The sequence below is a fragment of the Pseudomonas citrullilanati genome, assembly GCF_030580855.1.
In the GTDB taxonomy this organism is placed as follows: Bacteria; Pseudomonadota; Gammaproteobacteria; order Pseudomonadales; family Pseudomonadaceae; genus Aquipseudomonas; species Aquipseudomonas citrulli.
Map to the genome: position 1 here is coordinate 1 of NZ_JAUQOP010000020.1, position 25,542 is coordinate 25,542.

The window sequence follows — 25,542 nt, forward strand, 5'->3', positions numbered from 1 at the left end:
CCCCCCCCCCCCCCCCCCCCCCCCCCCCCCCCCCCCCCCCCCCCCCCCCCCCCCCCCCCCCCCCCCCCCCCCCCCCCCCCCCCCCCCCCCCCCACAAAAGCGTTCTGTCACGAGTGATTCGAGCAGTTGGTTTTGTCAGCCTGCCACCAGCACCCGGATCGCTTCCAGGCGCAACGCCGCCTTCTCCAGCATCGCCAGGCCCTGTTCGCGCTGTTGGCGCAGGGCATCCAGTTCGCTGTCGCGTACGGTCGGGTTGACCGCTTGCAGGGCGGTCAGGCGCGCCAGTTCTTCATCGATGTCGGCAGCCAGGCGGCGTTGGGCCTCGGCCACGCGCTCGGCATGACGCGGGGCGACTTTCTCTTCCCCGGCGTTGATTCGCGGCGTGAGCTGGTCGCGCTGGGCCTGGATGAACTTGTTGGCGCTGGCGCGGGGCACGCTTTCCAGCTGGTCGTTCAGGGTGTCGAACGAGACCCGGGCGGCCAGGTCGTTGCCGTTGGCGTCCAGCAGGCAGCGCAGGGCGGCTGGCGGCAGGTAACGGCCCAGTTGCAGCGAACGCGGGGCGACCACTTCGCTGACGTAGAGCAATTCCAGCAACACCGTGCCGGGCTTGAGGGCCTTGTTCTTGATCAGCGCCACCGCGGTGTTGCCCATGGAACCGGACAGCACCAGGTCCATGCCGCCTTGCACCATCGGGTGCTCCCAGGTGATGAACTGCATGTCTTCGCGCGACAGCGCCTGGTTGCGATCGTAGGTGATGGTCACGCCTTCGTCATCGCCCAGCGGGAAGCTGGCGTCGAGCATCTTTTCGCTCGGCTTGAGGATCAGCGCATTTTCCGAATGGTCCTCGCTGTCGATGCCGAACGCGTCGAACAGGGTTTCCATGTAGATCGGCAGGGCGAACTGGTCGTCCTGCTCGAGAATGGCCTCCACCAGCGCGTCACCTTCGCCGGCACCGCCGGAATTGAGTTCCAGCAAGCGGTCGCGGCCGGTGTGCAGCTCGCTCTCCAGGCGCTCGCGTTCGGCGCGGGCCTCGTCGATCAGCGCTTGCCATTGGCCATCGTCGGCCTCTTCCAGCAACGGCAGCAGGCGCGGGCCGAACTGGTGCTGCAAGGCGTTGCCAGTCGGGCAGGTGTTGAGGAAGGCGTTCAGCGCCTCGTGGTACCACTGGAACAGCCGCTCCTGCGGGCTGGTTTCCAGGTACGGCACGTGCAGCTCGATGGTGTGCTTCTGGCCGATCCGGTCGAGACGGCCGATTCGCTGTTCCAGCAGGTCCGGGTGGGAGGGCAGGTCGAACAGCACCAGGTGGTGGGCGAACTGGAAGTTGCGTCCCTCACTGCCGATTTCCGAGCAGATCAGCACCTGCGCGCCAAACTCTTCGTCGGCGAAGTAGGCGGCGGCACGGTCGCGCTCGAGGATGTTCATGCCCTCGTGGAACACCGTGGCCGGGATCCCGGAGCGCACGCGCAGGGCGTCTTCCAGGTCCATGGCGGTTTCGGCGTGGGCACAGATCACCAGCACCTTGGTGCGCTTGAGCATTTTCAGCTGGTCGATCAGCCACTCGACGCGGGGGTCGAATTTCCACCAGCGTTGTTCTTCGTTGGCGTCCGGCTGCGCCTGGAAGCTGACTTCCGGATACAGGTCGGCATGTTCGCCCAGTGGTAATTCGAGGTATTCGTCCGGGCACGGCAGCGGGTAGGCGTGCAGCTTGCGCTCCGGGAAACCCTGCACCGCGGCGCGGGTGTTGCGAAACAGCACGCGGCCGGTGCCGTGGCGGTCCAGCAGTTCGCGCACCAGGCGGGCGCTGGCTTCGACATCGCCATCGTTGACAGCGGTCAGCAAGGCTTCGCCTTCGTTGCCCAGGAAACCCAGGATGGTCTGGTGGGCTTGCGGCGAGAGGCGGCCCTTGTCCAGCAGCTCCTGCACGGCTTCGGCCACCGGGCGATAGTTCTCGCTCTCGGCGCGGAACGCCTTGAGGTCATGGAAGCGGTTCGGGTCCAGCAGGCGCAGGCGGGCGAAGTGGCTGTCCTGGCCCAGTTGTTCCGGGGTCGCGGTGAGCAGCAACACGCCAGGAATCGTCTCGGCCAATTGCTCGACCAGCGCGTACTGCGGGCTGACCTGGTCTTCGTGCCACACCAGGTGATGGGCCTCGTCGACCACCATCAGGTCCCAGCCGGCAGCGAACAGCGCGTCCTGGGCCTTCTCGTCGTCCACCAGCCATTCCAGCGCCACCAGGGCCAGCTGCGTGTCTTCGAACGGGTTGCTGGCATCGCTTTCGATGAAGCGTTCTTCGTCGAACAGCGCGACTTGCAGGTTGAAGCGCCGGCGCATTTCCACCAGCCATTGGTGCTGGAGGTTTTCCGGTACCAGGATCAGGATGCGGTTGGCGCGGCCGGACAGCAACTGACGGTGGATGACCAGGCCGGCCTCGATGGTCTTGCCCAGGCCCACTTCGTCCGCCAGCAGCACGCGCGGTGCAATGCGGTCGGCCACTTCTCGGGCGATGTGCAATTGGTGGGCGATCGGCTGGGCGCGCACGCCGCCAAGGCCCCACAGCGAAGACTGCAACTGGCGGCTGGTGTGTTCCAGGGTGTGGTAGCGCAGGGAGAACCAGGCCAGCGGGTCGATCTGGCCGGCGAACAGACGGTCGCTGGCGAGGCGGAACTGGATGAAGTTCGACAGCTGGGTTTCCGGCAGCGTCACGACTTCGTTCTGCCCGTCGAGGCCGTGGTAGACCAGCAATCCATCGACGTCGTCGACTTCCCGCACGGTCATCTTCCAGCCTTCGAAGTGGGTGATCACATCGCCCGGCGAAAACCGCACGCGAGTGAGGGGCGCATTCCGTAGCGCGTACTGGCGAGTGTCGCCAGTGGCCGGGTAGAGCACGGTCAACAAGCGGCCATCCTGTGCCAGAACGGTGCCTAAACCCAGCTCGGCTTCGCTGTCACTGATCCAGCGTTGCCCCGGTTGATACTGCTGCGCCATGCTGCCTGACTCCCGCCTTGAAAAAGCCGGTTATCTTAACGGAATGATCCTTCAGACCAAAGGATTTACGCACGCGCCGCGTCGCCAGGGGAACGATTCGTCAGCCGAGGGGACGGAACTTAAGCGTACCCAGCGATCAAACAGGCTCGGCCCCGGCTTTTGTCGCAATGCCAACTGGGTCACAAGTTTCAGACCGGCGGTTCAAGCTGCCACGCCCACAGCCGACAACCTGAAGACAGGAGACCTTTATGTTGCTACCCACGCTCCCTTTGAGCACCGTGCCCGTCACTTCGCAGCAGGATCCGGTTCGCCCGCGACCGGACATACCGCCCGTGGTGCCGGTGCAGCAAAGCTCCAGCGAGAGCACCATCGACCTGCAAAAGCGTGACCCGGAAGAGGGTGCGCTGTTGCTGCGCGAGGAGCAACGTCGCCAGCAGGAACGCGACCGCCGTCGCCGCGAAGCTGACGAAGACCCTGAGGAGCACCTGGCCGTACCAGGCACTGAGCTTAATGCCGACAATACCGTGCCGGTGGTGCCGCTGATGGAAGAAGAGTCGCGTCAGGGCCTGTGGGTCGATATCCAGATCTGACCCCCGTCGGCCGACGACGCAGGCTGGTCAACGCCGTCCACAGCCCGCATCATGGGCGCATCCGATTTCCACTGCACGATGCCGACACGCCATGAGCCAAGACGCCAAACTGATCGACCTCAGCGCTGAGCGCGCCAAGCGCGTTCATGACCTCAACGACAAGCGCCTCAACGAAGTTCGCCAGGCGTTCGAGCAGGCGATGCCCCTGGCCAAGCCAAAGAAAAAGCCGAAAAACAAACCGAAAAAGCGCTGAACCCCCTCGATCCATTGATGCAGATCAGTTATTTCCCCACCTTTTCGCCCCGTCGCGGGCGTTATTGACCCCGGTCAATTTCCATCCGGGCCTGATTGGTTAACTTGAACCCATCGCAACAGGGACAAGACCAGGAGGCCAGTCATGTTTTTCGATAATGTGGTGTTTGCCGGTGTGTTGACGGTCGGCCTCATGTTCGTGTTTTTCGCAGGTTTCGGATTATTCATCTGGAAAGACGCCCACAAGCGCAGAAAGCCCTAGTCTTTCCAGTTACAACGAGCACGCAAGGCATTTTGGGCGACTTCGGTCGCCCTTTTTTTTTGTGCGCGTTTTTTGACTCACGCCTGGGCGCCAGGGAGCTAGCCTCCTCGCGAAAGCGCAGTGCCTGTCGCTGCTGCGGCTAACCGTGCCACCGCCTTCGTGAGCAGGCTCGCTCCCACAGGTGATAATCGGGATCAAGCATTTCAGGCACAAAAAAAGGTGCGAACCGCCAGGGTCGCACCTTTTTTTCAGTCGCTGGAATCAGCTGCCCAGGGCCTTGGAGGCCAGCCAGAACAACCCGGCCGACAGCGCCACCGTCGCCGGCAGGGTCAGCACCCAGGCCAGGAGGATGTTGCGCACCGTGCCACCTTGCAGGCCGCTCTTGTTGGCGACCATGGTGCCGGCCACGCCCGACGACAGCACGTGGGTGGTGGAGACCGGCAGGCTGAAGATGTTCGCCATGCCGATCATGCACGCGGCGGTGATCTGCGCCGACATGCCCTGGGCATAGGTCATGCCTTGCTTGCCGATCTTCTCGCCGATGGTCAGTACCACGCGCTTCCAGCCGACCATGGTGCCCAGGCCCAAGGCCAGTGCCACCGCCAGGATCACCCAGAACGGGGCGTATTCGGTGGTGGTGGTGAGGTCCTTGCGCAGTTTGTTCAAGTCGTCTTTTTCACGGGCCGCCAGGTTGGGCAACTTGCCTACCTTCTTCGCCGTGTCGTCCAGGCAGAGCAGGTAGCGACGCACTTCGATGCGGCTTTCCGACGGCAGCGAATGGTAGTCCGACACGCCCTTGAGGGTGTCGAGCAGCGCGTTGATGGTCGGTTCGGTCTGCTGCGGGTTGCAGCGGAATTTCTCCGGCAGATCGCCTTCCACGCTCTTGCCCAGGGCGAGGAATTCGCCCAGTGACTCGTTGTTGCGCTTGTAGAACTGGCTCAGGTGCAGGGTCGCGTCGCGAGTCCGCTCGATCTGGTAGGTCGTGCTGCTTAGGTCGAGTACGAACTGCGCGGGCACGATCCCGATCAGCACCAGCATGATCAGGCCGATGCCTTTCTGGCCATCGTTGGAGCCGTGGACGAAGCTGACGGCCATGGCCGAGATCACCAGCACCAGGCGGTTCCAGAACGGTGGGTGCTTCTTGTCGTCGATCTTGCGGCGCTGTTCCGGCGTCTTGTGCATCTTCGACAGCGGGCGCCACCATTTCAGGCCGATCAGCACAAGGGCGGCGATCAGGAAACCGGCCATGGGCGAGAACACCAGGGAGGCGGCGATATCGATCGCCTTCTGCCAGTTCACCCCGTCGGCCAACGGGATGTCGTTGATCAGCGCGTTGGCCAGGCCCACGCCGAGGATCGAGCCGATCAGGGTGTGGGAGCTGGACGCCGGGATACCGAAGTACCAGGTGCCCAGGTTCCAGGTGATGGCCGCCGCGAGCAGCGAGAACACCATCGCCAGGCCGTGGCCGGTGTTCACGTTGATCAGCAGCTCCACCGGCAACAGGTGGACGATGGCGTACGCCACCCCCACGCCACCCAGCAGCACGCCGAGGAAATTGAACACCCCGGAAAAGAACACCGCCAGGTGCGGCGGCATCGCTTTGGTGTAGATAACAGTGGCAACCGCGTTAGCGGTGTCATGAAAGCCGTTGATGAACTCGAAGGCGAGGACAAAAGCCAGGGCGAGCAAGAGGCTCACAAGCACCCAAGCATCCAGTCCGCTGAATAAATCGATCATGAAGGTTTTCTGACCCGGTCGTAAGGGGGCGCGATTATGCCAGAAAACCATGGTAATCGATGCATTGCCTGCTCATCGGTAACATTCTTCAACGAAATAATTTGTAGGAAACCTTGCGGGGGCCAGCGTCTGGCGGGGTTCGCAACCCTTTGTTTCCGGGGCCAAGGCGCAACGGCAGGGGACGCTAGGAGGGGCGAAATTCATCCCACGTGCTTGTATGAAATATCTGAAAGAGGGTCGGCTTCGAACACTTCCGACCGACGGGCGTGAGGCGGGCAGCCCGCTTGTGGCGGGCGACCAGTATCAGCCTGCGGCCTAGGGTGTAGGCCGCACTCCGCTGCAAGAACGTCACGCCCGAGCGTCAGTGCTCCTCGGCCTTGAGTTCCTTTTCCATCTTTTGAAGTTCCTGGGTGAACGCCTGGTCTTGAACGGTGGCGCGCTTACGCCAGGGTTTGCGTTCCGGTTCAGGTTGTGCGGCGTAGGTGGTGATCTCTCCGCCGTAAACTTCCTTGTAACGTTGTTCCTGGCGCTCAAGTTCCGCGCGCAGTTCTTCTTTCGTCACAGTTGTACCTAATGAATAGAAATTTAATCTGGTGATACGCACTGCATGTAGGCATGCAGACGGCCACGGCACCAGAGCTCATAGCTGACGTAGCATCAGGGATTCGTGTGTTGCCGTTACGGGAAGCGGTCATTAGACGCTTCGGGCACTCTAGCAGGACTATAGCGCCGGCGCACGGGAGCGGTTGAGGGCCGTTCCGTCGCTGGAGGGCATTATAGCGGTCCCGTCGAATAACACTATCGGCAAAAGTTAACGATGTTGCTCTAGTGTGAATCAATAGTTGTATGTGCAACTTGAAGCCACGGTTTTTTCAACGCCGTCGGTATCCTGACGCCAAGCGGCGCGACAAGTTCAATATACCGGGGGCTGGAGAATTGCCATTGCACTCGACCAACTTTGTATCGGATCCGAAATAAGTGCCGATGGACGTGCGACGATTGCGATTATCGGTCCGTGGTTCGATAATCGAACGCTGTCGGCGCCTGGCCCTTGCTTGGCTGCCAGGCTGCCGCCTGTAATAGCCGTCCATCCGGGGAAGGATCAGACCATGAACGACCAATTGCGCAATGCCTTCACTTCAGTCGCGCCGCCGATCGTGGCTTCCCCGGCCAAGCGGATCCAGGCCCTGACCGGGGACCCGGACTTCATGACGTCCCTGGCCCGTGGCCTGGCCGTGGTGCAGGCTTTCCAAGAGCGCAAGCGGCACCTGACCATCGCCCAGATCAGCCATCGCACGGAAATCCCCCGGGCTGCCGTCCGGCGTTGCCTGCATACCTTGATCAAGCTGGGCTACGCCACCACTGACGGGCGCACCTATTCATTGCTGCCCAAGGTACTGACCCTCGGCCACGCCTACCTGTCCTCGACGCCCCTGGCCGTTTCCGCCCAGCCGTACCTCGACCGCATGAGCGAGCAACTTCACGAAGCCTGCAACATGGCGACCCTCGAAGGCGACGACATCCTCTACATCGCCCGGTCGGCCACCACCCAGCGACTGATCTCGGTGGACCTGTCCGTCGGCGGTCGGTTGCCGGCCTATTGCACGTCCATGGGCCGGATTCTCCTGGCAGCCCTGGACGATGCGTCGTTGCGCGATTACCTCGATCACGCCGACCTGCAAGCCAAGACCAGCCGGACCCTGCACACGCCCGAAGCCTTGCTCGAATGCCTGCAACAAGTGCGGCAGCAGGGTTGGTGCATCGTCGACCAGGAATTGGAGCAGGGCCTGCGCTCGATTGCCGTGCCGGTGTACGACGCTTCCGGCCAGGTAGTGGCGGCGTTGAACGTCAGCACCCATGCCGGGCGTGTCAGCCGCAATGAGCTGGAACAGCGGTTCCTGCCGGGCTTGCTGGGGGCCAGTCGCGACCTGAGCGCGCAACTGTTCACCTAAGCTGTTCGATAAACGCACAGAGACGCTCCGGGCGAATTGACGGTGTTTGCCCGGCCTCATTAATGTCGCGCCAGCGTCATCCGGTGTGCTGGAGCCTGGCTCGGTCCTGGTTGGCGACTCGACACAATAATAATGAGAGACGCGATGAACCAGCCCCAGACCTCCGTAGGCCACTGCCTCGACGTGCAGTCCTTCATCAATGCCCAGCCCATTTCGCGTTACCAGTGGCGGGTAGTGATCCTCTGTTTCCTGATTGTTTTCCTCGACGGCCTCGACACCGCGGCCATGGGCTTCATTGCCCCGGCCTTGTCCCAGGACTGGGGGATCGATCGCGCCAGCCTCGGCCCGGTCATGAGCGCCGCGTTGATCGGCATGGTCTTCGGCGCACTGGGCTCCGGGCCCTTGGCTGACCGCTTCGGGCGAAAAGTCGTACTGGTGGGCGCGGTGCTGTTGTTCGGGGCATTCAGCCTGGCGTCGGCCTACAGCACCAATGTCGATCAACTGCTGGTGCTGCGCTTCCTCACGGGCCTGGGGTTGGGGGCCGGGATGCCCAACGCCACCACCTTGCTGTCGGAATACACCCCGGAACGCAAGAAATCCCTGCTGGTGACCAGCATGTTCTGCGGCTTCAACCTGGGCATGGCCGGCGGTGGGTTCATCTCCGCCAAGCTTATCCCGGCGTTCGGCTGGCACAGCCTGTTGATGATCGGCGGGATCCTGCCGTTGCTCCTGACGGTGGTGCTGGTGCTCTGGTTGCCGGAATCGGCGCGTTACCTGGTGGTGCGCAATCGCGGCACCGACAAAGTGCGCAAGACCCTGGCGCCCATCGAACCGCATACGGTTGCGCAGGCGGCGAGCTTCAGCGTGCCGGAACAGAAAACCGTGAAGGCGCGCAACGTGCTGGCGGTGATTTTTTCCGGGACCTACAGCGCCGGCACGCTGTTGCTGTGGCTGACCTATTTCATGGGGCTGGTGATCGTCTACCTGCTGACCAGTTGGCTGCCGACCCTGATGCGCGACAGCGGCGCGAGCATGGAGCAGGCCGCGTTCATCGGCGCCTTGTTCCAGTTCGGCGGGGTGTTGAGCGCGGTGGGCGTGGGCTGGGCGATGGACCGGTTCAACCCGCACAAGGTCATCGGCCTGTTCTACCTGATGGCCGGGGTATTCGCCTACGCGGTGGGGCAGAGCCTGGGGCACATCACCTTGCTCGCCACGCTGGTGCTGGTGGCCGGCATGTGCGTCAACGGCGCGCAATCGGCGATGCCGTCCCTGGCGGCGCGTTTCTACCCGACCCAGGGCCGGGCCACCGGCGTGTCGTGGATGCTCGGCATCGGTCGTTTCGGCGCCATCCTCGGCGCCTGGATGGGCGCGACCCTGCTGGGCCTGGGCTGGAACTTCGAACAGGTCCTGACCGCCCTGGTCATCCCAGCGGCCCTGGCGACCACGGCGGTAGTGATCAAGGGCCTGGTCAGCCATGCGGATGCGACCTGAGCCCACGATATAACCTGCGATGGAATACCTGTGGCAGCGAGCTTGCTCGCGATAGCGGTGGATCAGACAGGTATCGGTCTCTGACACATCGCCATCGCGACCAAGCTCGCTCCCACAGGGGCTCTGTGTACTTTGATAAATAGATAGCCAAACAACAATCCGTTCGATAAACGAACACTCAGTCGATTATCGGATTGTTTGGCGTTTTCCCGCGGCTTACTCTTCAGTCACTCCGGCGCTGAACCTCGCGCCTTTTTCTTCATGTCGGTCTACTGGAAAACGGGAGCCTGCACCATGGCTGAAATCCTTTCGCTGCACGACGCGGTGAAGCAGTTCGTCAACGACGGCGACACCGTCGCGCTCGAAGGCTTCACGCACTTGATTCCGACTGCGGCCGGTCATGAAATCATTCGTCAGGGCAAGAAAGACCTGACCCTGGTACGGATGACCCCTGACCTGATCTACGACCAGTTGATCGGTGCCGGCTGTGCGCGCAAATTGATTTTTTCCTGGGGCGGCAACCCCGGCGTGGGTTCGCTGCACCGGCTGCGCGACGCGGTGGAAAAGCAGTGGCCACAGCCGCTGGAGATCGAAGAACACAGCCACGCCGACCTGGCCAATGCCTACGTCGCCGGTGCATCCGGCCTGCCGTTCGCGGTGTTGCGGGCCTACGCGGGCTCCGACTTGCCCAAGGTCAACCCGCTGATCAAGAGCGTGACCTGCCCGTTCACCGGGGAAGTCCTGGCCGCGGTGCCGTCGGTGCGCCCGGACATCACCGTGATCCATGCGCAGAAAGCCGATCGCAAGGGCAACGTGCTGCTCTGGGGCATCCTCGGCGTGCAGAAGGAAGCCGCCCTGGCCGCCAAGCGTTGCATCGTCACCGTGGAAGAAATCGTCGACGACCTGAACGCGCCGATGAACGCCTGCGTCCTGCCGACCTGGGCCCTCAGCGCGGTCTGCCTGGTACCCGGTGGCGCGCACCCGTCCTACGCCCACGGCTACACCGAGCGTGACAACCGGTTCTACCAGGCGTGGGACCCCATCGCCCGCGACCGTGAGACCTTTACCGCCTGGATCGACGAATTCATCCGTGGCACCCGGGACTTCCCCGAATTCCAGGCTCGACTGGCTGCCGCTTCGGAGGCGAAACAATGACGTACTCCACCAATGAAATGATGACCGTCGCCGCGGCCCGTCGCTTGAAGAACAACGCCGTGTGCTTCGTCGGCATCGGCCTGCCGTCGAAGGCGGCCAACCTGGCGCGGCTGACGTCGGCGCCGGATGTCGTACTGATCTATGAATCCGGCCCGATCGGCGCCAAGCCTGACGTGCTGCCGCTGTCCATTGGCGACGGTGAGCTGGCGGAAACCGCCGACACCGTGGTCCCTACCGGTGAGATCTTTCGCTACTGGTTGCAGGGCGGGCGCATCGACGTCGGCTTCCTGGGCGCGGCCCAGGTCGACCGTTTCGGCAACATCAACACCACCGTGGTGGGCGATTACCACCAGCCGAAAGTCCGCCTGCCGGGTGCCGGTGGCGCACCGGAAATCGCCGGGTCGGCCAAGAGCGTGTTGATCATCCTCAAGCAATCGGCGCGGTCGTTCGTCGACAAGCTGGACTTCATCACCTCGGTCGGCCACGGTGAGGGCGGCGACTCACGCAAGCGCCTGGGCCTGCCGGGTGCGGGCCCCGTGGGCATCATCACCGACCTGTGCATCATGGAACCGGAAGCCGGCAGCCATGAATTCGTGGTCACCGCCTTGCACCCCGGCGTGACCCGCGAGCAAGTCATTGCCGCGACCGGCTGGGCGATCCGCTTCGCCGACCAGGTACACACCACCGCCGAACCGACCGACGTCGAGCTGCGCGCCCTGCGCGACCTGGAAGCTCGCACGGCGGCGGCCCACGGCCAGGCACCGGGAGAAGCCTGATGCGCGACGTCTATATCTGCGATGCGATTCGTACCCCCATCGGCCGCTTCGGCGGTGGTCTCGCTGCCGTGCGCGCCGATGACCTGGCGGCCGTGCCGATCCAGGCGCTGATGGCGCGCAACCCTTCGGTGGACTGGGACGCGGTGGACGAGGTCTTCCTCGGCTGCGCCAACCAGGCCGGTGAGGACAACCGCAACGTCGCGCGCATGGCCCTGCTGCTGGCGGGCCTGCCGCCGAGCATTCCCGGCGTGACCCTCAACCGCCTCTGCGCCTCGGGCATGGACGCCGTCGGCACGGCGTTCCGCGCCATTGCCAGCGGTGAAATGGAACTGGCCATCGCCGGCGGCGTGGAGTCGATGTCCCGTGCGCCATTCGTGATGGGCAAGGCCGACGCCGCGTTCTCGCGCAACATGAAGCTGGAAGACACCACCATCGGCTGGCGCTTCATCAACCCGTTGATGAAAGCCCAGTACGGCGTGGACGCGATGCCACAGACCGCAGACAACGTGGCCGATGACTACGGGGTATCCCGCGCCGACCAGGATGCCTTCGCGCTGCGCAGCCAGCAGCGCACGGCGGCGGCCCAGGCGGCGGGCTTCTTCGCCGAAGAGATCGTGCCGGTACGCATCGCCCACAAGAAGGGCGAGACCGTGGTCGAGCAGGATGAGCACCCGCGCGCCGACACCACCCTGGAAGCGCTGGGCAAGCTCAAGCCGGTCAATGGCCCCGACAAGACCGTCACCGCCGGCAACGCCTCGGGGGTGAACGACGGCGCGGCGGCCCTGATCCTGGCCTCCGCCGACGCGGTGAAAAAACATGGCCTGACTCCACGCGGCAAGGTCCTGGGCATGGCCAGTGCCGGCGTGGCGCCACGGGTCATGGGCATCGGTCCGGTGCCGGCGGTGCGCAAGCTCACCGAGCGGCTGGGCCTGGCGATCGCCGATTTCGACGTGATCGAACTCAATGAGGCCTTCGCCAGCCAGGGCCTGGCGGTGCTGCGCGAGTTGGGGCTGGCGGACGATGCGCCGCAGGTCAACCCGAACGGCGGCGCCATTGCCCTCGGTCACCCCTTGGGCATGAGCGGGGCGCGACTGGTGCTGACGGCGCTGCACCATCTGGAAAAGACCGGCGGCAAGAAAGGCCTGGCGACCATGTGTGTCGGCGTCGGCCAGGGCCTGGCATTGGCTATCGAACGCGTCTGACGCGTCGTTCTACTAATAAGAAACCGAGGAATGCTTCATGACTGACAAGCCTGGTTATCGTCGCCCTCAAGCGGGCACCCAGCCGGAGTACCTGCACCCGCCGTACCAGTCCACCAACCTGCGCTCGCCGTCCAAACCGCTGGTGTTCCTGCCCCATTCACTGTCGGAAATTACCGGTCCGACCGTCGGCGCCGATCGCGTGAAGGAGAAGGATAACGACCTCACGGCCCAGCATGCCAGCGAGCCCCTGGGGGAGCGGATCATCATCCACGGGCGCGTGCTGGATGAACACGGGCAACCGGTGCCGGGCATCCTGGTGGAGATCTGGCAGGCCAACGCTGCCGGTCGCTATAACCATGACCGTGACAACCATGACGCGCCCCTGGACCCGAACTTCACCGGCACCGGTCGTACCGTCACCGATGCGCAGGGTTGGTACCAGTTCCAGACCATCAAGCCCGGCGCTTATCCGTGGGGCAACCACCACAACGCCTGGCGTCCGGCGCATATCCATTTCTCGCTGTTCGGGCCGAGCATCCTGACGCGCCTGGTGACGCAGATGTATTTCCCGGGCGACCCGTTGCTGGAATACGACCCGATCTACAACTGCGTGCCGGACACCCGTGCCAAGGAACGCCTGATCGCCCGTTTCGACCTGGAAAAAACCGTCCCTCACTACGCCCTGGGTTATCGCTGGGACATCGTCTTGCGCGGCCGCGACGCCACGCCGATGGAGAAATAAGATGACGCTCACCGCCACCACGTCCCATACCGTTGGCCCTTACTACCACATCGGCCTGACCTGGCTGAACCGCGAAGACCTGACCCGCGCCGAAACCCTCGGCCAGCGCGTGGCGATCACCGGGCAGGTGCTCGACGGCAATGGCCAGTTCGTCAACGACGCGATGCTGGAAGTCTGGCAGGCCAACGCCGCCGGCAAGTACGCCCACCCCGAAGACGACCAGGACAAGCCCCTGGACCCCAGCTTCGACGGTTTCGGCCGGGTGCCGGTGGACGCCGAAGGCCGCTTTCGCTTCACCACCATCAAGCCCGGCACCGTACCGGGGCTGGGGGGCACGACCCAGGCGCCGCACCTGGTGGTGCTGGTGTTCGCCCGCGGCCTGGTCAAGCACCTGCTGACGCGCATTTACTTCGACGGTGAACCGGCCAACGACACCGACCCGCTGCTGGCCTGCGTGCCCGAGGAACGTCGCGCCACCCTCGTGACCAAGCCCGATGCGTCGGGGGTGTACCAGTGGAACGTGGTCCTGCAAGGGACGGATGCCGAGACGGTGTTCTTCGATTATTGAGTGAGCCAGCAGGAGCGCCATCGCGGGCAAGCCTTGCTCCCACAAGCCATACACAACAGGTTCCGAGCGATGGCTGCAATCTCTGTGGGAGCAAGGCTTGCCCGCGACAGGGCCAGTATAAGCAACGCCATACTGCGGAACGGGACTGTTACGAAGTGTGTCTAGACTTTGTTGATTCCCTAAGAGTGAATAACCCATGTCCACCCCAACCAGCCACTACACCGGCGAAGAACGCAGCAAGCGCATTTTCGCCATCGTCGGCGCCTCGTCCGGCAACTTGGTCGAATGGTTCGACTTCTATGTCTACGCCTTCTGCGCGATCTATTTCGCGTCGGCGTTCTTTCCATCGGACAACCCCACGGTGCAACTGGTCAACACGGCCGGTGTGTTCGCCGCCGGGTTCCTGATGCGGCCCATTGGCGGCTGGATATTCGGCCGGGTGGCGGACCGTCACGGGCGCAAGAACTCGATGATGATCTCGGTGCTGATGATGTGTTTCGGCTCGTTACTCATCGCCTGCCTGCCCACCTACAAGGACATCGGTGTCTGGGCGCCGGTGCTGCTGTTGTTCGCGCGCTTGCTGCAAGGCCTGTCGGTGGGGGGCGAGTACGGCACCACGGCGACCTACATGAGCGAGGTCGCCCTCAAGGGCCAGCGCGGTTTCTTCGCATCGTTCCAGTACGTGACGCTGATTGGGGGGCAACTGCTGGCGGTGTCGCTGGTAGTGATCCTGCAACAGTTCCTCAGTGAAGACGAGCTGCGGGCCTATGGCTGGCGGATCCCGTTCGTGGTGGGTGCCGTGGCGGCGCTGATCTCGCTGTTCCTGCGGCGTTCCCTCAAGGAAACCAGCAGCAAGGAAATGCGCGAGAACAAGGACGCCGGCAGCATCGGCGCGCTGTTTCGCAGCCACAAGGCCGCGTTCATCACCGTGCTCGGCTACACCGCCGGTGGCTCGTTGATTTTCTACACCTTCACCACGTACATGCAGAAATACCTGGTGAACACCGCCGGCCTGCCGGCCAAGACCGCCAGCTACATCATGACCGGCGCACTGTTCCTGTACATGTGCATGCAACCGCTGTTCGGCATGCTGGCGGACAAGATCGGCCGACGCAATTCCATGCTCTGGTTCGGCGCCCTGGGTGCCTTGTGCACGGTGCCGATCCTGTTGACCCTCAAGAGCATCGCCAGCCCGTTCCTGGCGTTCATCTTGATTACCCTGGCGCTGGCGATCGTCAGTTTCTACACCTCCATCAGCGGCCTGGTGAAAGCCGAGATGTTTCCACCCGAGGTGCGGGCGCTGGGCGTCGGGTTGGCCTACGCGGTGGCGAATGCGATTTTTGGCGGCTCGGCCGAGTACGTAGCCTTGAGCCTGAAGGCCCAGGGCATGGAAAACGCCTTCTACTGGTATGTCACGGTGATGATGGTGGTGGCGTTCCTGTTCAGCCTGCGCCTGCCCAAGCAACCGACTTATTTGCATCACGATCTTTAAGGCTTGTTTGACTCCTTGTGGCGAGGGGATTTATGTGGCGAGGGGATTTATCCCCGTTGGGGCGTGAAGCGCCCCTGATCCACCACTCGGTATGTCAGGCAGATCGAGTCGACTGTTGGGGCTGCTGCGCAGCCCAGCGGGGATAAATCCCCTCGCCACAAGGGCATCCATTTTCCCAAGGACTGTTTATGAGCGAACGACCGGGCAATCAGCTGTTCGATGCCTACTTCACCGCCCGCGACATGCGCGAGGTGTTCTGCGATGCGGGCCGGGTCCAGGCCATGCTGGATGTCGAGGCGGCGCTGGCCCGGGCCGAGGCGCGGGTGGGTTTGATCCCCCAGGATGCGGTGGCGCCCATCGAGAATGCCTGCCGTGCCCAGTTGTACGATTTTTCGGCTTTGAGCGAAGCGATTGCCAGTGCCGGCAATTCGGCGATCCCGTTGGTCAAGGCATTGGGCAAGCGCATCGCCACTGACAGCGCCGAGGCCGAGCGCTATGTGCACCTGGGGGCCACCAGCCAGGACGTGATGGACAGCGGGTTGGTACTGCAACTGCGCCAGGCCCTGGCCTTGATCGAAGGCGAGTTGGCGCAGTTGGCCGACACCCTGGCCCGCCAGGCCGAACGCTACGCTGCCACGCCGCTGGCCGGGCGCACGTGGCTGCAACATGCGACGCCAGTGACCCTGGGCATGAAGATCGGCGGGTGGCTGGGGGCGATCACCCGCAGCCGGCAACGCCTGGCGGAACTGAAGCCGCGCCTGCTGGTGCTGCAGTTCGGCGGCGCTTCCGGGACGCTTGCGGCGCTGGGTGAGCAGGCCTTGCCCGTCGCCCAGGCCCTGGCTGCCGAGCTGCGACTGAGCGTGCCGGACCAACCATGGCACACCCAGCGCGATCGCCTGGTGGAGTTCGCGGCGGTGCTCGGGTTGATCGCCGGCAGCCTCGGCAAGTTGGGGCGCGACATCAGCCTGCTCATGCAGACCGAGGCCGGTGAAGCGTTCGAGCCGTCGGCACCCGGCAAGGGCGGTTCATCGACCATGCCCCACAAGCGCAATCCAGTAGGCGCGGCGGTGTTGATCAGTGCGGCGACGCGCGTGCCCGGGTTGGTCTCGACACTGTTCAGTGCCATGCCCCAGGAACATGAGCGCAGCCTCGGCCTGTGGCACGCCGAGTGGGAAACCTTGCCGGAGATCTGCTGCCTGGTGTCCGGCGCCCTGCAACAAGCCCGGCTGCTGGCCGAAGGGCTGGAAGTGGATGCGGCGCGCATGGCCCGCAACCTGGAGCTGACCCAGGGCCTGGTGCTGGCCGAGGCGGTGAGCATCGTCCTGGCCCAACGTGTCGGGCGCGACACCGCGCACCATCTGCTGGAGCAATGCTGCAAACGCGCCGTCGCCGAACAACGGCATTTGCGCCAGGTGCTGGGGGACGAACCCCAGGTCACCGCGCAGTTGTCCGCCGCCGAACTCGATCATTTGCTCAACCCTGCCCACTACCTCGGCCAGGCCCGCACCTGGGTTGCCCGAGCGGTGGCCGAACACCTTGCCTTGAAGGCCTGAAAGGAGACTGTTGTGGGATTCGTCAAACTCGCCGACGGCGAACTGAACTATCGTTTCGATGGGCGGCAAGAGGCCCCGGTGCTGGTGCTTTCCAACTCCCTGGGCACCGACCTGCACATGTGGGACGACCAGGTCGCGGCGTTCAGCGAACATTTTCGCGTGCTGCGCTTCGACACCCGTGGACACGGTCAGTCGCTGGTCACGCAGGGGCCCTACAGCATCGAGCAGTTGGGCCACGATGTGCTGGCCATGCTCGATGCGCTGGACATCGACCAGGTGCATTTCTGCGGGTTGTCCATGGGCGGGCTGATCGGCCAATGGTTGGGGATCAACGCCGGTGAACGCCTGCACAAGCTGGTGGTGTGCAACACCGCCGCCAAGATCGGCGACCCATCGGTGTGGGACCCGCGCATCGAGACCGTGCTGCGTGACGGCAAGGCGGCCATGGTGGCCTTGCGTGACGCCTCGATCGCTCGCTGGTTCACCCCGGACTTCGCCCAAGCGAATCCGCAGGCGGCCAGGAAAATCACCGACATGCTCGCCGCCACCTCGCCCCAGGGCTATGCCGCCAACTGCGCGGCGGTGCGCGATGCCGATTTCCGCGAACAACTGGCGGCGATCCGCGTGCCGTTGCTGGTCATCGCCGGTACCGAAGACGCGGTGACACCGCCGTCGGGCGGGCATTTCATCCAGGAGCGGGTCAGCGGGGCCGAGTACGCCGAGTTCCATGCCGCGCACCTGTCCAACGTCCAGGCCGGCGCCGCGTTCAGCGCGCGGGTGCTGGATTTCCTGCTTGATTCGGGCCGCAACTGAGGAGTTTTCTCGTGGATGAAAAACAACGTTACGACGACGGCCTGCAAGTGCGCCGCGCGGTACTGGGCGATGCCCACGTCGACCGCAGCCTCAATGCCCTGACCGAGTTCAACAGCGAATTCCAGGAGATGATCACCCGCCACGCCTGGGGCGACATCTGGACCCGCCCGGGCCTGCCGCGCCATACCCGCAGCCTGATCACCATCGCCATGCTGATCGGCATGAACCGCAACGAAGAACTCAAGCTGCACCTGCGCGCCGCGGCCAACAACGGCGTGAGCCGCAGCGAAATCAAGGAAGTGATCATGCAGAGCGCGATCTACTGCGGCATCCCGGCGGCCAACGCCACCTTCCACCTGGCCGAGTCGGTGTGGGACGAACTGGGCGTCGAATCCCGAGGTTAAGCCTCACACCCCGGGGTCGCCTGTGGGAGCGAGCTTGCTCGCGATAGCGGCGGGTCAGCTTGCGGCGATGTTGAATGTACCGCCGCCTTCGCGGGCAAGCCCGCTCCCACACTGGGTCTTGAGTGAACACACATCTTGTACCCGGCCCAATTCCCCCTGTGGGAGCGGGCGTGCCCGCGAAAGCGGTGGTTCTGCTGGCGACGATGCTGAATGTGTCGCCGCCTTCGCGGGCAAGCCCGCTCCCACACTGGGTCTTCAGTGAACACAGATTCTGGACCCGGCCCGGTCCCCCCTGTGGGAGCGAGCCTGCTCGCGAAGACGGTGTCACAGCCTCCATCCCTGTTGGCTTTACAACAAACTGATCGGGTAGCTGATGAAAATGCGGTTCTCGTCGAACTCGTTGGTACTGAAATCCCGACGCATCGTCGAGTTGCGCCACTTCACGTTCAGGCTCTTCAGCGCGCCGCTCTGCACGGTATAGGCCAGTTCGGTTTCGCGGCCCCATTCCTTGCCGTCGTCGACCGTGGCGGTGTGCACGTTGTCGCCGCTGATGTAGCGGTTCATCAAGGTCAGGCCCGGCACGCCGACGGCGGCGAAGTTGAAGTCGTGGCGCAGTTGCCAGGATTTTTCCTTGGCGTTGTCGTAGCTGGAGTTGTAGCTGTCGTTGGCCAGGGTGCCGCCGCTGGTGCCGTTGACGCGCATCCAGGCATCGTCGCCACCGACTTTCTGCAGGCCGACGTAGAAGGTGTTGCCACCGTACTTGGCCGAGAGCATGGCGAACGCGGTCTTGTTGTCCAGGTCGCCGGCCAGGGCGCTGCCGTCTTCCTTGCCAGTGAAGTAGCCGAGGTTGGCGCCCAGGGTCCAGTCGCCGATGGGCTGGCTGTGGGTCAGGTTGAAATAGTGTTGCTGGTAGATGTCGGACAATTCCGCGTACCACACGCCGACCTGGGTGCGTTTTTCATTGAAGGCGTATTCGCCGCCGCCGAAGTTGAACCGGTCGGAGGTGAACGCGCCGCGGCCGTTCATCGACATGTCTTCCATGCTCGCGTCGTTGCGCGGGCTGTTGCCACGGAACTGGCCGCCGTAGAGGCTCAGGCCATTGATCTCGGTGGACGTGACCTGGCCGCCGCGGAAGGTTTGCGGCAGGGAACGGCCGTCGTCGGAGCGTAGGATCGGCAGCACCGGCATCCACTCGCCGACCTTCAGCTCGGTCTTCGACACCTTGGCCTTGAGCGCCACGCCCAGGCGACCGAAGTCATCGGCCGGGCGGCCATCGTCGTGCACCGGCAGCAACTGCGTCCCGGCGGTGCCTTTGCCGCCATCGAGCTTGACCGAATACAGGCCCAGCACGTCCACGCCGAACCCGACCACGCCCTGGGTGAACCCGGACTTGGCGTCGAGGATGAAGTTCTGGGTCCATTCCTCGGCCTTGCCCTGGGCGTTGTTGGGGTTGGTGAAGTTGCGGTTGAAATAGGCGTTGCGCAGGTTCAGCGTGGCTTTCGCATCCTCGACGAAGCCTGATTCCGCGGCCAGGACGGGTAGGGCGGTGCTGGTCAGGGCGACGGCGATGAGGCTGGGGAACAAATGCTGTGCAGGTTTCATGGCGTGTCTCTAATTGTTGTGGGCGACGCGATTCGATGCCGCAATCCCGGGATTGCAGACGGTAAGGTGGAGCGGGTCGGTTGAATGACTGAAGGTCAGCCGGGCGAAGCGGGGCGTGTGGACATGGCGTCGAACCTGTTGTTATTGGTTTTGTGCCAGGGATGGTGACGGTCTGGGCCGGATCGATTCAATTGCCGGTGGCGGTTTTTGGGCGATTATCGAACGGCAAAAAAAGTGATTAGCGAATCCCATTTTCCCTGTGGGAGCAAAGCTTGCTCGCGATGGCGGCCTGATCGCTGGCCGGGGTGCTGTTGATTGGGGGCATATCCGTTGCTGCGGTAACGGCCGCTTAGGGTTTCGCCCTTACGGCGACTTACTTTCTTTCAAACGCCAAAGAAAGTAAGCAAAGAACGCTCGCCCCACCACTCGGCACCTCGCCTATGGCTCGGTGTCCCCGAACGCCGGCATTGCTCCGTGGGCCCGCCGCGAAGGGCCATCCATGGCCCAGCGCGGCTATCCCGGCCTCCATGCCGGGATGCCCACTGCGCAATACCTGCGTTCGGCCAGCGTGGTTAATGGGGCTTTAAGATCAAAAGCCAAAGCCAAAGCCAAAGCCAAAGCCAAAGCCAAGCTATCCATAACTGTGGCGAGCAAGCGCGCATACAGAATTAGCGGTCGGTCTGATAGACGCGGTGAAATTTCCGACGAGGCTTTAAGGTTGCCACTGGAAGCTGCATTTCTAGCTTGTTCGAGTCGCTGCTCATTCAGTGATCGGGACTGCAAGCCCGCCGAGTTCGTTAAGCTCCTGGCCGCACAAAGTGATGTTGGCGGTTCTGGTTTTATCAGGGCTGTGGGAGCAAAGCTTGCTCGCGATGGCAGTACTTCAGTTGATCACTGTGCTTTGTGGCTGTGGCTGTGGCTTTGGCTTTGGCTTTGGCTCTTGATCTTGATCTCAACGCCCCGTTAACCACGATGGCCGAACGCCGGCATTGCGCCGTGGGGCACCTCGGCATGGATGCCGAGGTAGCCGCGCTGGGCCATGGATGGCCCTTCGCGGCGGCCCCACGGCGCAATGCCGGCGTTCGGGCACACCGAGCCATAGGCGAGGTGCCGAGTGGTGGGGCGAGCGTTTTTTGCTTACTTTTTTTGGCGTCTGAAAAAAAGTAAGTCGCCGTAAGGGCGAAACCCTAAGCGGCCGTTACCGCAGCAACGGATATGCCCCAATCAACAGCACTCCGGCCAGCAATCAGGCCGCCATCGCGAGCAAGCTTTGCTCCCACACAGCCGTGTAGAAATCCAATAAAAAGCCCACCTCTCGGTGGGCTTCGTATTTCAGCGTTCAAACATCAATCAGAACAGCTTCATCTTCGGCGCTTCTTCCTTCACCGGCTCGTTCCTGCCCGTCTCGGCATTCCAGCCCCCACCCAAGGCCTTGTACAAATTGACCTCGCTGGTCAGTTGCGCAAGGCGGTCGGTGATCAGCGATTGTTGGGCACTGAACAACTGGCGCTGGGCGTCGAGGAAGGTCAGGTTGCTGTCGACACCGATGCGGTAGCGACGCTCGGCCAGGCGGTAATAATCCTGGTTGGCGGCGACGAAGTCGGTCTGGGCCTGCAGCTGCTCGTTGTAGGTCTGGCGCGCGGCCAGGCCGTCGGAGACTTCCTGGAACGCGGTCTGGATCGACTTCTCGTACTGCGCGACATTGATGTCTTTCTGGATCTTCGCGTAGTCCAGGCTCGCCCGCAGGCTGCCGGCGTTGAAGATCGGCAGGTTGATTTGCGGGGCGAAGGTCCAGGTGCCCGAGCCGCCCTTGAACAGGCCGGACAGGTCCGGGCTCAGGGTGCCGGCGTTGGCCGTCAGGCTGATGCTCGGGAAGAACGCGGCCCGCGCCGCGCCGATGTTGGCGTTGGCGGCGAGCAGGTTGCGTTCGGCCTGGAGGATGTCCGGGCGGCGTTGCAGCAGGTCCGAGGGCAACCCGGCTGGCACTTCGCTCAGCAGGTCGTCGCTCAGCGGTCGCGAGGCCAGGTTGGCCGGCAGGCCGGTGCCCAGCAGCAGGGTCAGGCTGTTTTCGTCCTGGGCGACCTGGCGAGTGTAGCGCGCCAGTTGCACACGGGCGTTTTCCACGGCGGTGCGTGCCTGGCTCAGGTCCAGGGCCGAGGCCACGCCGACTTCGGCGCTGCGCGAGGTCAGCTTGAGGCTTTGCTCGTAGGCACCCAGGGTGTCCTGGGTCAACTTGAGCAGTTCCTTGTCGGCTTGCCAGGTCAGGTAGGCATTGGCAACGTTGGCCACCAGGCTGATCTGCGTGCTGCGCCGGGCTTCTTCGGTGGCGAAGTAGCTCTGCAAGGCTTGCTCGCTCAGGCTGCGAACCCGACCGAACAGGTCCAGTTCATAGGCGCTGATGCCCAGGGTGGCCGAGTACGAACTGCTGATGCCCGCTTCGCCGGTCTGCGAGGCACGCGCCGGCACACGCTGGCGGCTGCCGGCACCGGTGGCCGAGACTGCCGGGAACAGGTCCGCCCGCTGGATGCGGTACTGCGCGGCGTAGGCATCGATGTTCAACGCGGCGACACGCAGGTCGCGGTTGTTTTCCAGGGCCACCTGGATCAGTTGCTGCAACGCCGGGTCATGGAAAAACTGCTTCCAGCCTTGCTCGGCGGCGGCCTGGCCGGGAGCGTTGGCCGGCTCGTAGGCCGGCCCTTGCGGGTATTGCGCCGCGACCGGGGCTTCGGGCCGCTGGTAATCGGGGATCAGCGAGCAACCGCTGAGCACGACGGCGGCGATGGTCAGGGACAGTAGCGACTTGCTCATTGGCCAGCCTCTTTGGAAGTTTCAGGAGTATCGTCCTGGTCGGCCTGTTTGCGGCGGCCTATCGACGACACGGTCACGAAGAACAATGGCACCCAGAAGATCGCCAGGATGGTGGCGGTCAACATGCCGCCGATCACACCGGTACCGATGGCGTGCTGGCTGCCTGAGCCGGCACCCGTGGAGATCGCCAGCGGGACCACGCCGAGGACGAATGCCAGGGACGTCATGATGATCGGTCGCAGACGCATCCGACAAGCTTCAATGGCGGCATCCATCAAGCTGCGGCCCTGTTCGTGGAGTTCCTTGGCGAACTCGACGATCAGGATGGCGTTTTTCGCCGCCAGGCCGATGGTGGTCAGCAGGCCCACCTGGAAGTACACGTCGTTGGACAGCCCGCGCAGGCTGGTGGCCAGCAGGGCGCCGATGATCCCCAGCGGCACCACGAGCATGACCGCGATCGGGATCGACCAGCTTTCATACAAGGCCGCCAGGCACAGGAACACCATCAGCAGCGACAGGGCGTACAGCGCTGGCGCCTGGGAACCCGACATGCGTTCCTCATAGGACAGGCCCGTCCAGGAGATACCGACGCCGGCCGGCAGTTTCTTGGCAATGGCTTCGACCTCGGCCATGGCTTCGCCGGTGGAATAGCCCGGCGCTGGCGCCCCGAGCACTTCCATCGCTTCCACGCCGTTGTAGCGGGCCAGTTTCGGCGAGCCATAGACCCACTCGCCCTTGGCGAACGCGGTGAAGGGCACCATGGTCCCGGCACTGTTGCGCACGTACCACTTCTTCAGGTCTTCCGGGCTCATGCGAGCATTGGCCTGGCCCTGGATGTACACCTTTTTCACCCGGCCACGGTCGATGAAGTCGTTGACGTAGCTACTGCCCAGGGCAATCGACAGCGTGTTGTTGATGTCCGACAGGGTGATGCCCAGCGCGCTGGCCTTCTCGTCGTCGATTTCCAGTTGGTATTGCGGTTCGTCGTTCAGGCCGTTGGGGCGTACCTGGGTCAGCACCTTGCTCTGGGACGCCATGCCCAGGAACTGGTTGCGGGCCTCCATCAGTTTCTCGTGACCGATACCGGCGCGGTCTTGCAGGAACACGTCGAAACCGGTGGCGTTACCCAGCTCCAGCACCGCCGGCGGGGCAAAGGCGAACACCATGGCGTCGCGGAAGGTGAAGAAGTGCTGCTGGGCGCGGGCCGAGATCTTGAACACGCTGTTATCGGCGTTACGCTCTTCCCACGGCTTGAGCATGATGAACGCCATGCCGGAGCTCTGGCCGCGACCGGCGAAGTTGAAGCCGGTCACGGTGAACACCGAGGCCACGCCATCGCCTTCGCCGCCGTCCTTGCCCGGACGCAGCAGGAACTCACGCATGTTATCCACCACCACCTGGGTGCGCTCGGCGCTGGAGCCGGCCGGTGTCTGCACCTGGGCAAACAGCACGCCCTGGTCTTCTTCCGGCAGGAACGCCGTCGGGATGCGGGTGAACAGCCAGATCATGCCGACCACGATGATCAGGTAGGCCAGCAGGAATGGCGCCTTGTGCCGCAGCATGTTGCCCACGCCACGTTCATAGCTCCTGACGCTGCGGTCGAAGTTACGGTTGAACCAGCCGAAGAAGCCGCGTTTCGGCGTACCGTGTTCCCCCTTGGGAATCGCCTTGAGCATGGTGGCGCACAGGGCCGGGGTGAAGATCAGCGCAACCAGCACCGACAGGGCCATGGCCGAGACGATGGTGATGGAGAACTGCTTGTAGATCACACCGGTGGAACCGCCGAAGAACGCCATCGGCAGCAGCACCGCCGACAGCACCAGGGCGATACCCACCAGGGCACCCTGGATCTGGCCCATGGATTTCTTGGTGGCTTCCTTGGGCGACAGGCCTTCCTCGCTCATCACCCGTTCGACGTTCTCCACCACGACGATGGCGTCGTCCACCAGCAAGCCGATGGCCAGCACCATGCCGAACATGGTCAGGGTGTTGATGCTGAAGCCGAACGCCGCGAGGATCCCGAAGGTGCCGAGCAGCACCACCGGCACGGTCATCGTGGTGATGATGGTGGCGCGGAAGTTCTGCAGGAACAGGAACATCACCAGGAACACCAGCACGACCGCTTCGACCAGGGTTTCAACCACGCCCTTGATCGATTCGCTCACTACCGGCGTGGTGTCATACGGGAACACCACTTCCATGCCCTGCGGGAAGAACGGCTTGAGGTTGTCGATGGTGGCGCGCAGCGCCTTGGCCGTATCGAGGGCGTTGGCGCCGTTGGCCAGCTTGACCGCCAGGCCGGACGCCGGGGCACCATTGAACTGGGCGCTGATGCTGGAGTTCTCGCCACCCAGCCCGACGCTGGCGACATCGCCGAGGCGCACCTGGGAACCGTCGGGGTTGACCTTGAGCAGGATCGCCTTGAACTGCTCGGCGGTCTGCAAGCGGGTCTTGCCGATGATCGTGGCGTTCAGTTGCTGGCCGGGCAGGGCGGGCAAGCCGCCGAGCTGGCCCGAGGACACCTGGACGTTCTGCGCCGCGACGGCGTTCTTCACGTCCACCGGAGTCAGCGAGTAGTTGTTCAGCTTGGCCGGATCGAGCCAGATCCGCATCGCGTACTGGGCACCGAAGACCTGGAAGTCACCGACACCGGCGGTCCGCGAAATCGGGTCCTGCATATTGGACACGATGTAGTTGGACAGGTCGTCCTTGGTCATGCTGCCGTCGCGCGACACCACGCCGATCACCATCAGGAAGTTCTTCACTGATTTGGTGACGCGGATACCCTGTTGCTGCACTTCTTGCGGCAGCAGCGGGGTGGCCAGGTTCAGTTTGTTCTGGACCTGGACCTGCGCAGTGTCGGAGTTGGTGCCCTGCTCGAAGGTGGCGGTGATGGTCATGCTGCCGTCGGAGTTACTTTCCGAGGACACATAACGCAGGTTGTCGATACCGTTGAGCTGCTGCTCGATGACCTGAACCACGGTGTCCTGCACGGTCTGCGCGGACGCACCCGGGTAGGTGACCTGGATCGCGATGGCCGGCGGCGCGATGCTCGGGTACTGGTTGATCGGTAACTTGAGGATCGACAAGGCCCCGACCAGCATGATCACCAGGGCGATGACCCAGGCGAAAATCGGACGGTCGATAAAGAATTTCGACAT

General features: G+C 63.5%; 20 protein-coding genes. 14 read left to right on the forward strand and 6 right to left on the reverse strand.

Features of this window, described 5'->3' with window-relative positions:
- Positions 1 to 135: 135 nt before the first annotated feature.
- Entirely contained in the window at positions 136 to 2,982 is a 2,847-nt protein-coding gene (gene rapA, locus Q6A48_RS14615) for an RNA polymerase-associated protein RapA (RefSeq protein WP_304554824.1), read from the reverse strand.
- A gap of 248 nt (positions 2,983 to 3,230) precedes the next feature.
- On the opposite strand from rapA, the gene Q6A48_RS14620 reads away from it, so the two are divergent.
- The 3 genes from Q6A48_RS14620 (at position 3,231) to ccoM (ending at position 4,086) form a co-directional block, all read left to right on the forward strand.
- Positions 3,231 to 3,572 (forward strand): aspartate-semialdehyde dehydrogenase, encoded by a 342-nt coding sequence (locus Q6A48_RS14620; RefSeq protein WP_304554825.1) that lies wholly within the window; start codon positions 3,231 to 3,233, stop codon positions 3,570 to 3,572.
- A 91-nt stretch (positions 3,573 to 3,663) separates the two neighbouring features.
- Positions 3,664 to 3,825 carry a hypothetical protein gene (locus Q6A48_RS14625; protein ID WP_172679726.1) on the forward strand — a complete coding sequence of 54 codons (162 nt, stop codon included), beginning with the start codon at positions 3,664 to 3,666 and terminating at the stop codon, positions 3,823 to 3,825.
- 144 nt (positions 3,826 to 3,969) lie between these two features.
- Positions 3,970 to 4,086, forward strand: coding sequence for a cytochrome c oxidase subunit CcoM (gene ccoM, locus Q6A48_RS14630; protein ID WP_285229303.1), 117 nt, complete (start codon positions 3,970 to 3,972; stop codon positions 4,084 to 4,086).
- A 261-nt stretch (positions 4,087 to 4,347) separates the two neighbouring features.
- Here the strand turns inward: ccoM and Q6A48_RS14635 are convergent, their stop codons facing one another.
- Together Q6A48_RS14635 and Q6A48_RS14640 are read right to left on the reverse strand one after the other, a co-directional pair.
- Positions 4,348 to 5,823, reverse strand: a complete 1,476-nt coding sequence (locus tag Q6A48_RS14635; protein ID WP_304554827.1) for an inorganic phosphate transporter — start codon at positions 5,821 to 5,823, stop codon at positions 4,348 to 4,350.
- Positions 5,824 to 6,184: 361 nt separating this feature from the next.
- Positions 6,185 to 6,385, reverse strand: a complete 201-nt coding sequence (locus Q6A48_RS14640) for a hypothetical protein (protein WP_245138175.1) — start codon at positions 6,383 to 6,385, stop codon at positions 6,185 to 6,187.
- 547 nt (positions 6,386 to 6,932) lie between these two features.
- On the opposite strand from Q6A48_RS14640, the gene pcaR reads away from it, so the two are divergent.
- The 11 genes from pcaR (at position 6,933) to pcaC (ending at position 17,971) form a co-directional block, all read left to right on the forward strand.
- Positions 6,933 to 7,775: a pca regulon transcriptional regulator PcaR gene (gene pcaR / locus Q6A48_RS14645; protein WP_003184507.1), complete on the forward strand. Its 843-nt coding sequence runs from the start codon at positions 6,933 to 6,935 to the stop codon at positions 7,773 to 7,775.
- A 144-nt stretch (positions 7,776 to 7,919) separates the two neighbouring features.
- The gene (pcaK, locus tag Q6A48_RS14650; RefSeq protein WP_304554829.1) at positions 7,920 to 9,266 is read left to right on the forward strand and encodes a 4-hydroxybenzoate transporter PcaK; all 1,347 of its coding nucleotides are present in this window, start codon (positions 7,920 to 7,922) and stop codon (positions 9,264 to 9,266) included.
- Positions 9,267 to 9,560: 294 nt separating this feature from the next.
- Complete coding sequence (locus tag Q6A48_RS14655; protein ID WP_304554830.1) at positions 9,561 to 10,421, forward strand: CoA transferase subunit A; 861 nt, start codon at positions 9,561 to 9,563, stop codon at positions 10,419 to 10,421.
- On the forward strand, positions 10,418 to 11,197 hold the full coding sequence (locus Q6A48_RS14660; RefSeq protein ID WP_304554831.1) for a CoA-transferase subunit beta: 780 nt from the start codon (positions 10,418 to 10,420) through the stop codon (positions 11,195 to 11,197). Before Q6A48_RS14655 ends, Q6A48_RS14660 begins: the two co-directional genes overlap by 4 nt.
- On the forward strand, positions 11,194 to 12,399 hold the full coding sequence (gene pcaF, locus Q6A48_RS14665) for a 3-oxoadipyl-CoA thiolase (protein ID WP_304554903.1): 1,206 nt from the start codon (positions 11,194 to 11,196) through the stop codon (positions 12,397 to 12,399). The genes Q6A48_RS14660 and pcaF overlap by 4 nt, the downstream gene beginning before the upstream one ends.
- 37 nt (positions 12,400 to 12,436) lie before the next feature.
- The gene (gene pcaH, locus Q6A48_RS14670; RefSeq protein ID WP_304554832.1) at positions 12,437 to 13,141 is read left to right on the forward strand and encodes a protocatechuate 3,4-dioxygenase subunit beta; all 705 of its coding nucleotides are present in this window, start codon (positions 12,437 to 12,439) and stop codon (positions 13,139 to 13,141) included.
- A gap of 1 nt (position 13,142) precedes the next feature.
- Positions 13,143 to 13,709 (forward strand): protocatechuate 3,4-dioxygenase subunit alpha, encoded by a 567-nt coding sequence (gene pcaG, locus Q6A48_RS14675; RefSeq protein ID WP_304554833.1) that lies wholly within the window; start codon positions 13,143 to 13,145, stop codon positions 13,707 to 13,709.
- A gap of 196 nt (positions 13,710 to 13,905) precedes the next feature.
- Complete coding sequence (locus Q6A48_RS14680) at positions 13,906 to 15,201, forward strand: MFS family transporter (protein WP_304554834.1); 1,296 nt, start codon at positions 13,906 to 13,908, stop codon at positions 15,199 to 15,201.
- Between the two features lie 188 nt (positions 15,202 to 15,389).
- Positions 15,390 to 16,754, forward strand: coding sequence for a 3-carboxy-cis,cis-muconate cycloisomerase (locus Q6A48_RS14685; protein WP_304554835.1), 1,365 nt, complete (start codon positions 15,390 to 15,392; stop codon positions 16,752 to 16,754).
- Between the two features lie 12 nt (positions 16,755 to 16,766).
- A complete protein-coding gene (gene pcaD / locus Q6A48_RS14690; protein WP_304554836.1) occupies positions 16,767 to 17,567 on the forward strand; it encodes a 3-oxoadipate enol-lactonase in 801 nt (266 codons plus the stop codon).
- Positions 17,568 to 17,578: 11 nt separating this feature from the next.
- A complete protein-coding gene (gene pcaC / locus Q6A48_RS14695) occupies positions 17,579 to 17,971 on the forward strand; it encodes a 4-carboxymuconolactone decarboxylase (protein ID WP_304554837.1) in 393 nt (130 codons plus the stop codon).
- A 348-nt stretch (positions 17,972 to 18,319) separates the two neighbouring features.
- On the opposite strand, the gene Q6A48_RS14700 is transcribed toward pcaC, so the two are convergent.
- The 3 genes from Q6A48_RS14700 to emhB form a co-directional block, all read right to left on the reverse strand.
- Entirely contained in the window at positions 18,320 to 19,573 is a 1,254-nt protein-coding gene (locus tag Q6A48_RS14700; RefSeq protein ID WP_304554838.1) for an OprD family porin, read from the reverse strand.
- Positions 19,574 to 20,923: 1,350 nt separating this feature from the next.
- Positions 20,924 to 22,381, reverse strand: a complete 1,458-nt coding sequence (adeC, locus tag Q6A48_RS14705) for an AdeC/AdeK/OprM family multidrug efflux complex outer membrane factor (protein WP_304554839.1) — start codon at positions 22,379 to 22,381, stop codon at positions 20,924 to 20,926.
- Positions 22,378 to 25,542, reverse strand: coding sequence for an efflux RND transporter permease subunit EmhB (gene emhB / locus Q6A48_RS14710; RefSeq protein ID WP_304554840.1), 3,165 nt, complete (start codon positions 25,540 to 25,542; stop codon positions 22,378 to 22,380). Before emhB ends, adeC begins: the two co-directional genes overlap by 4 nt.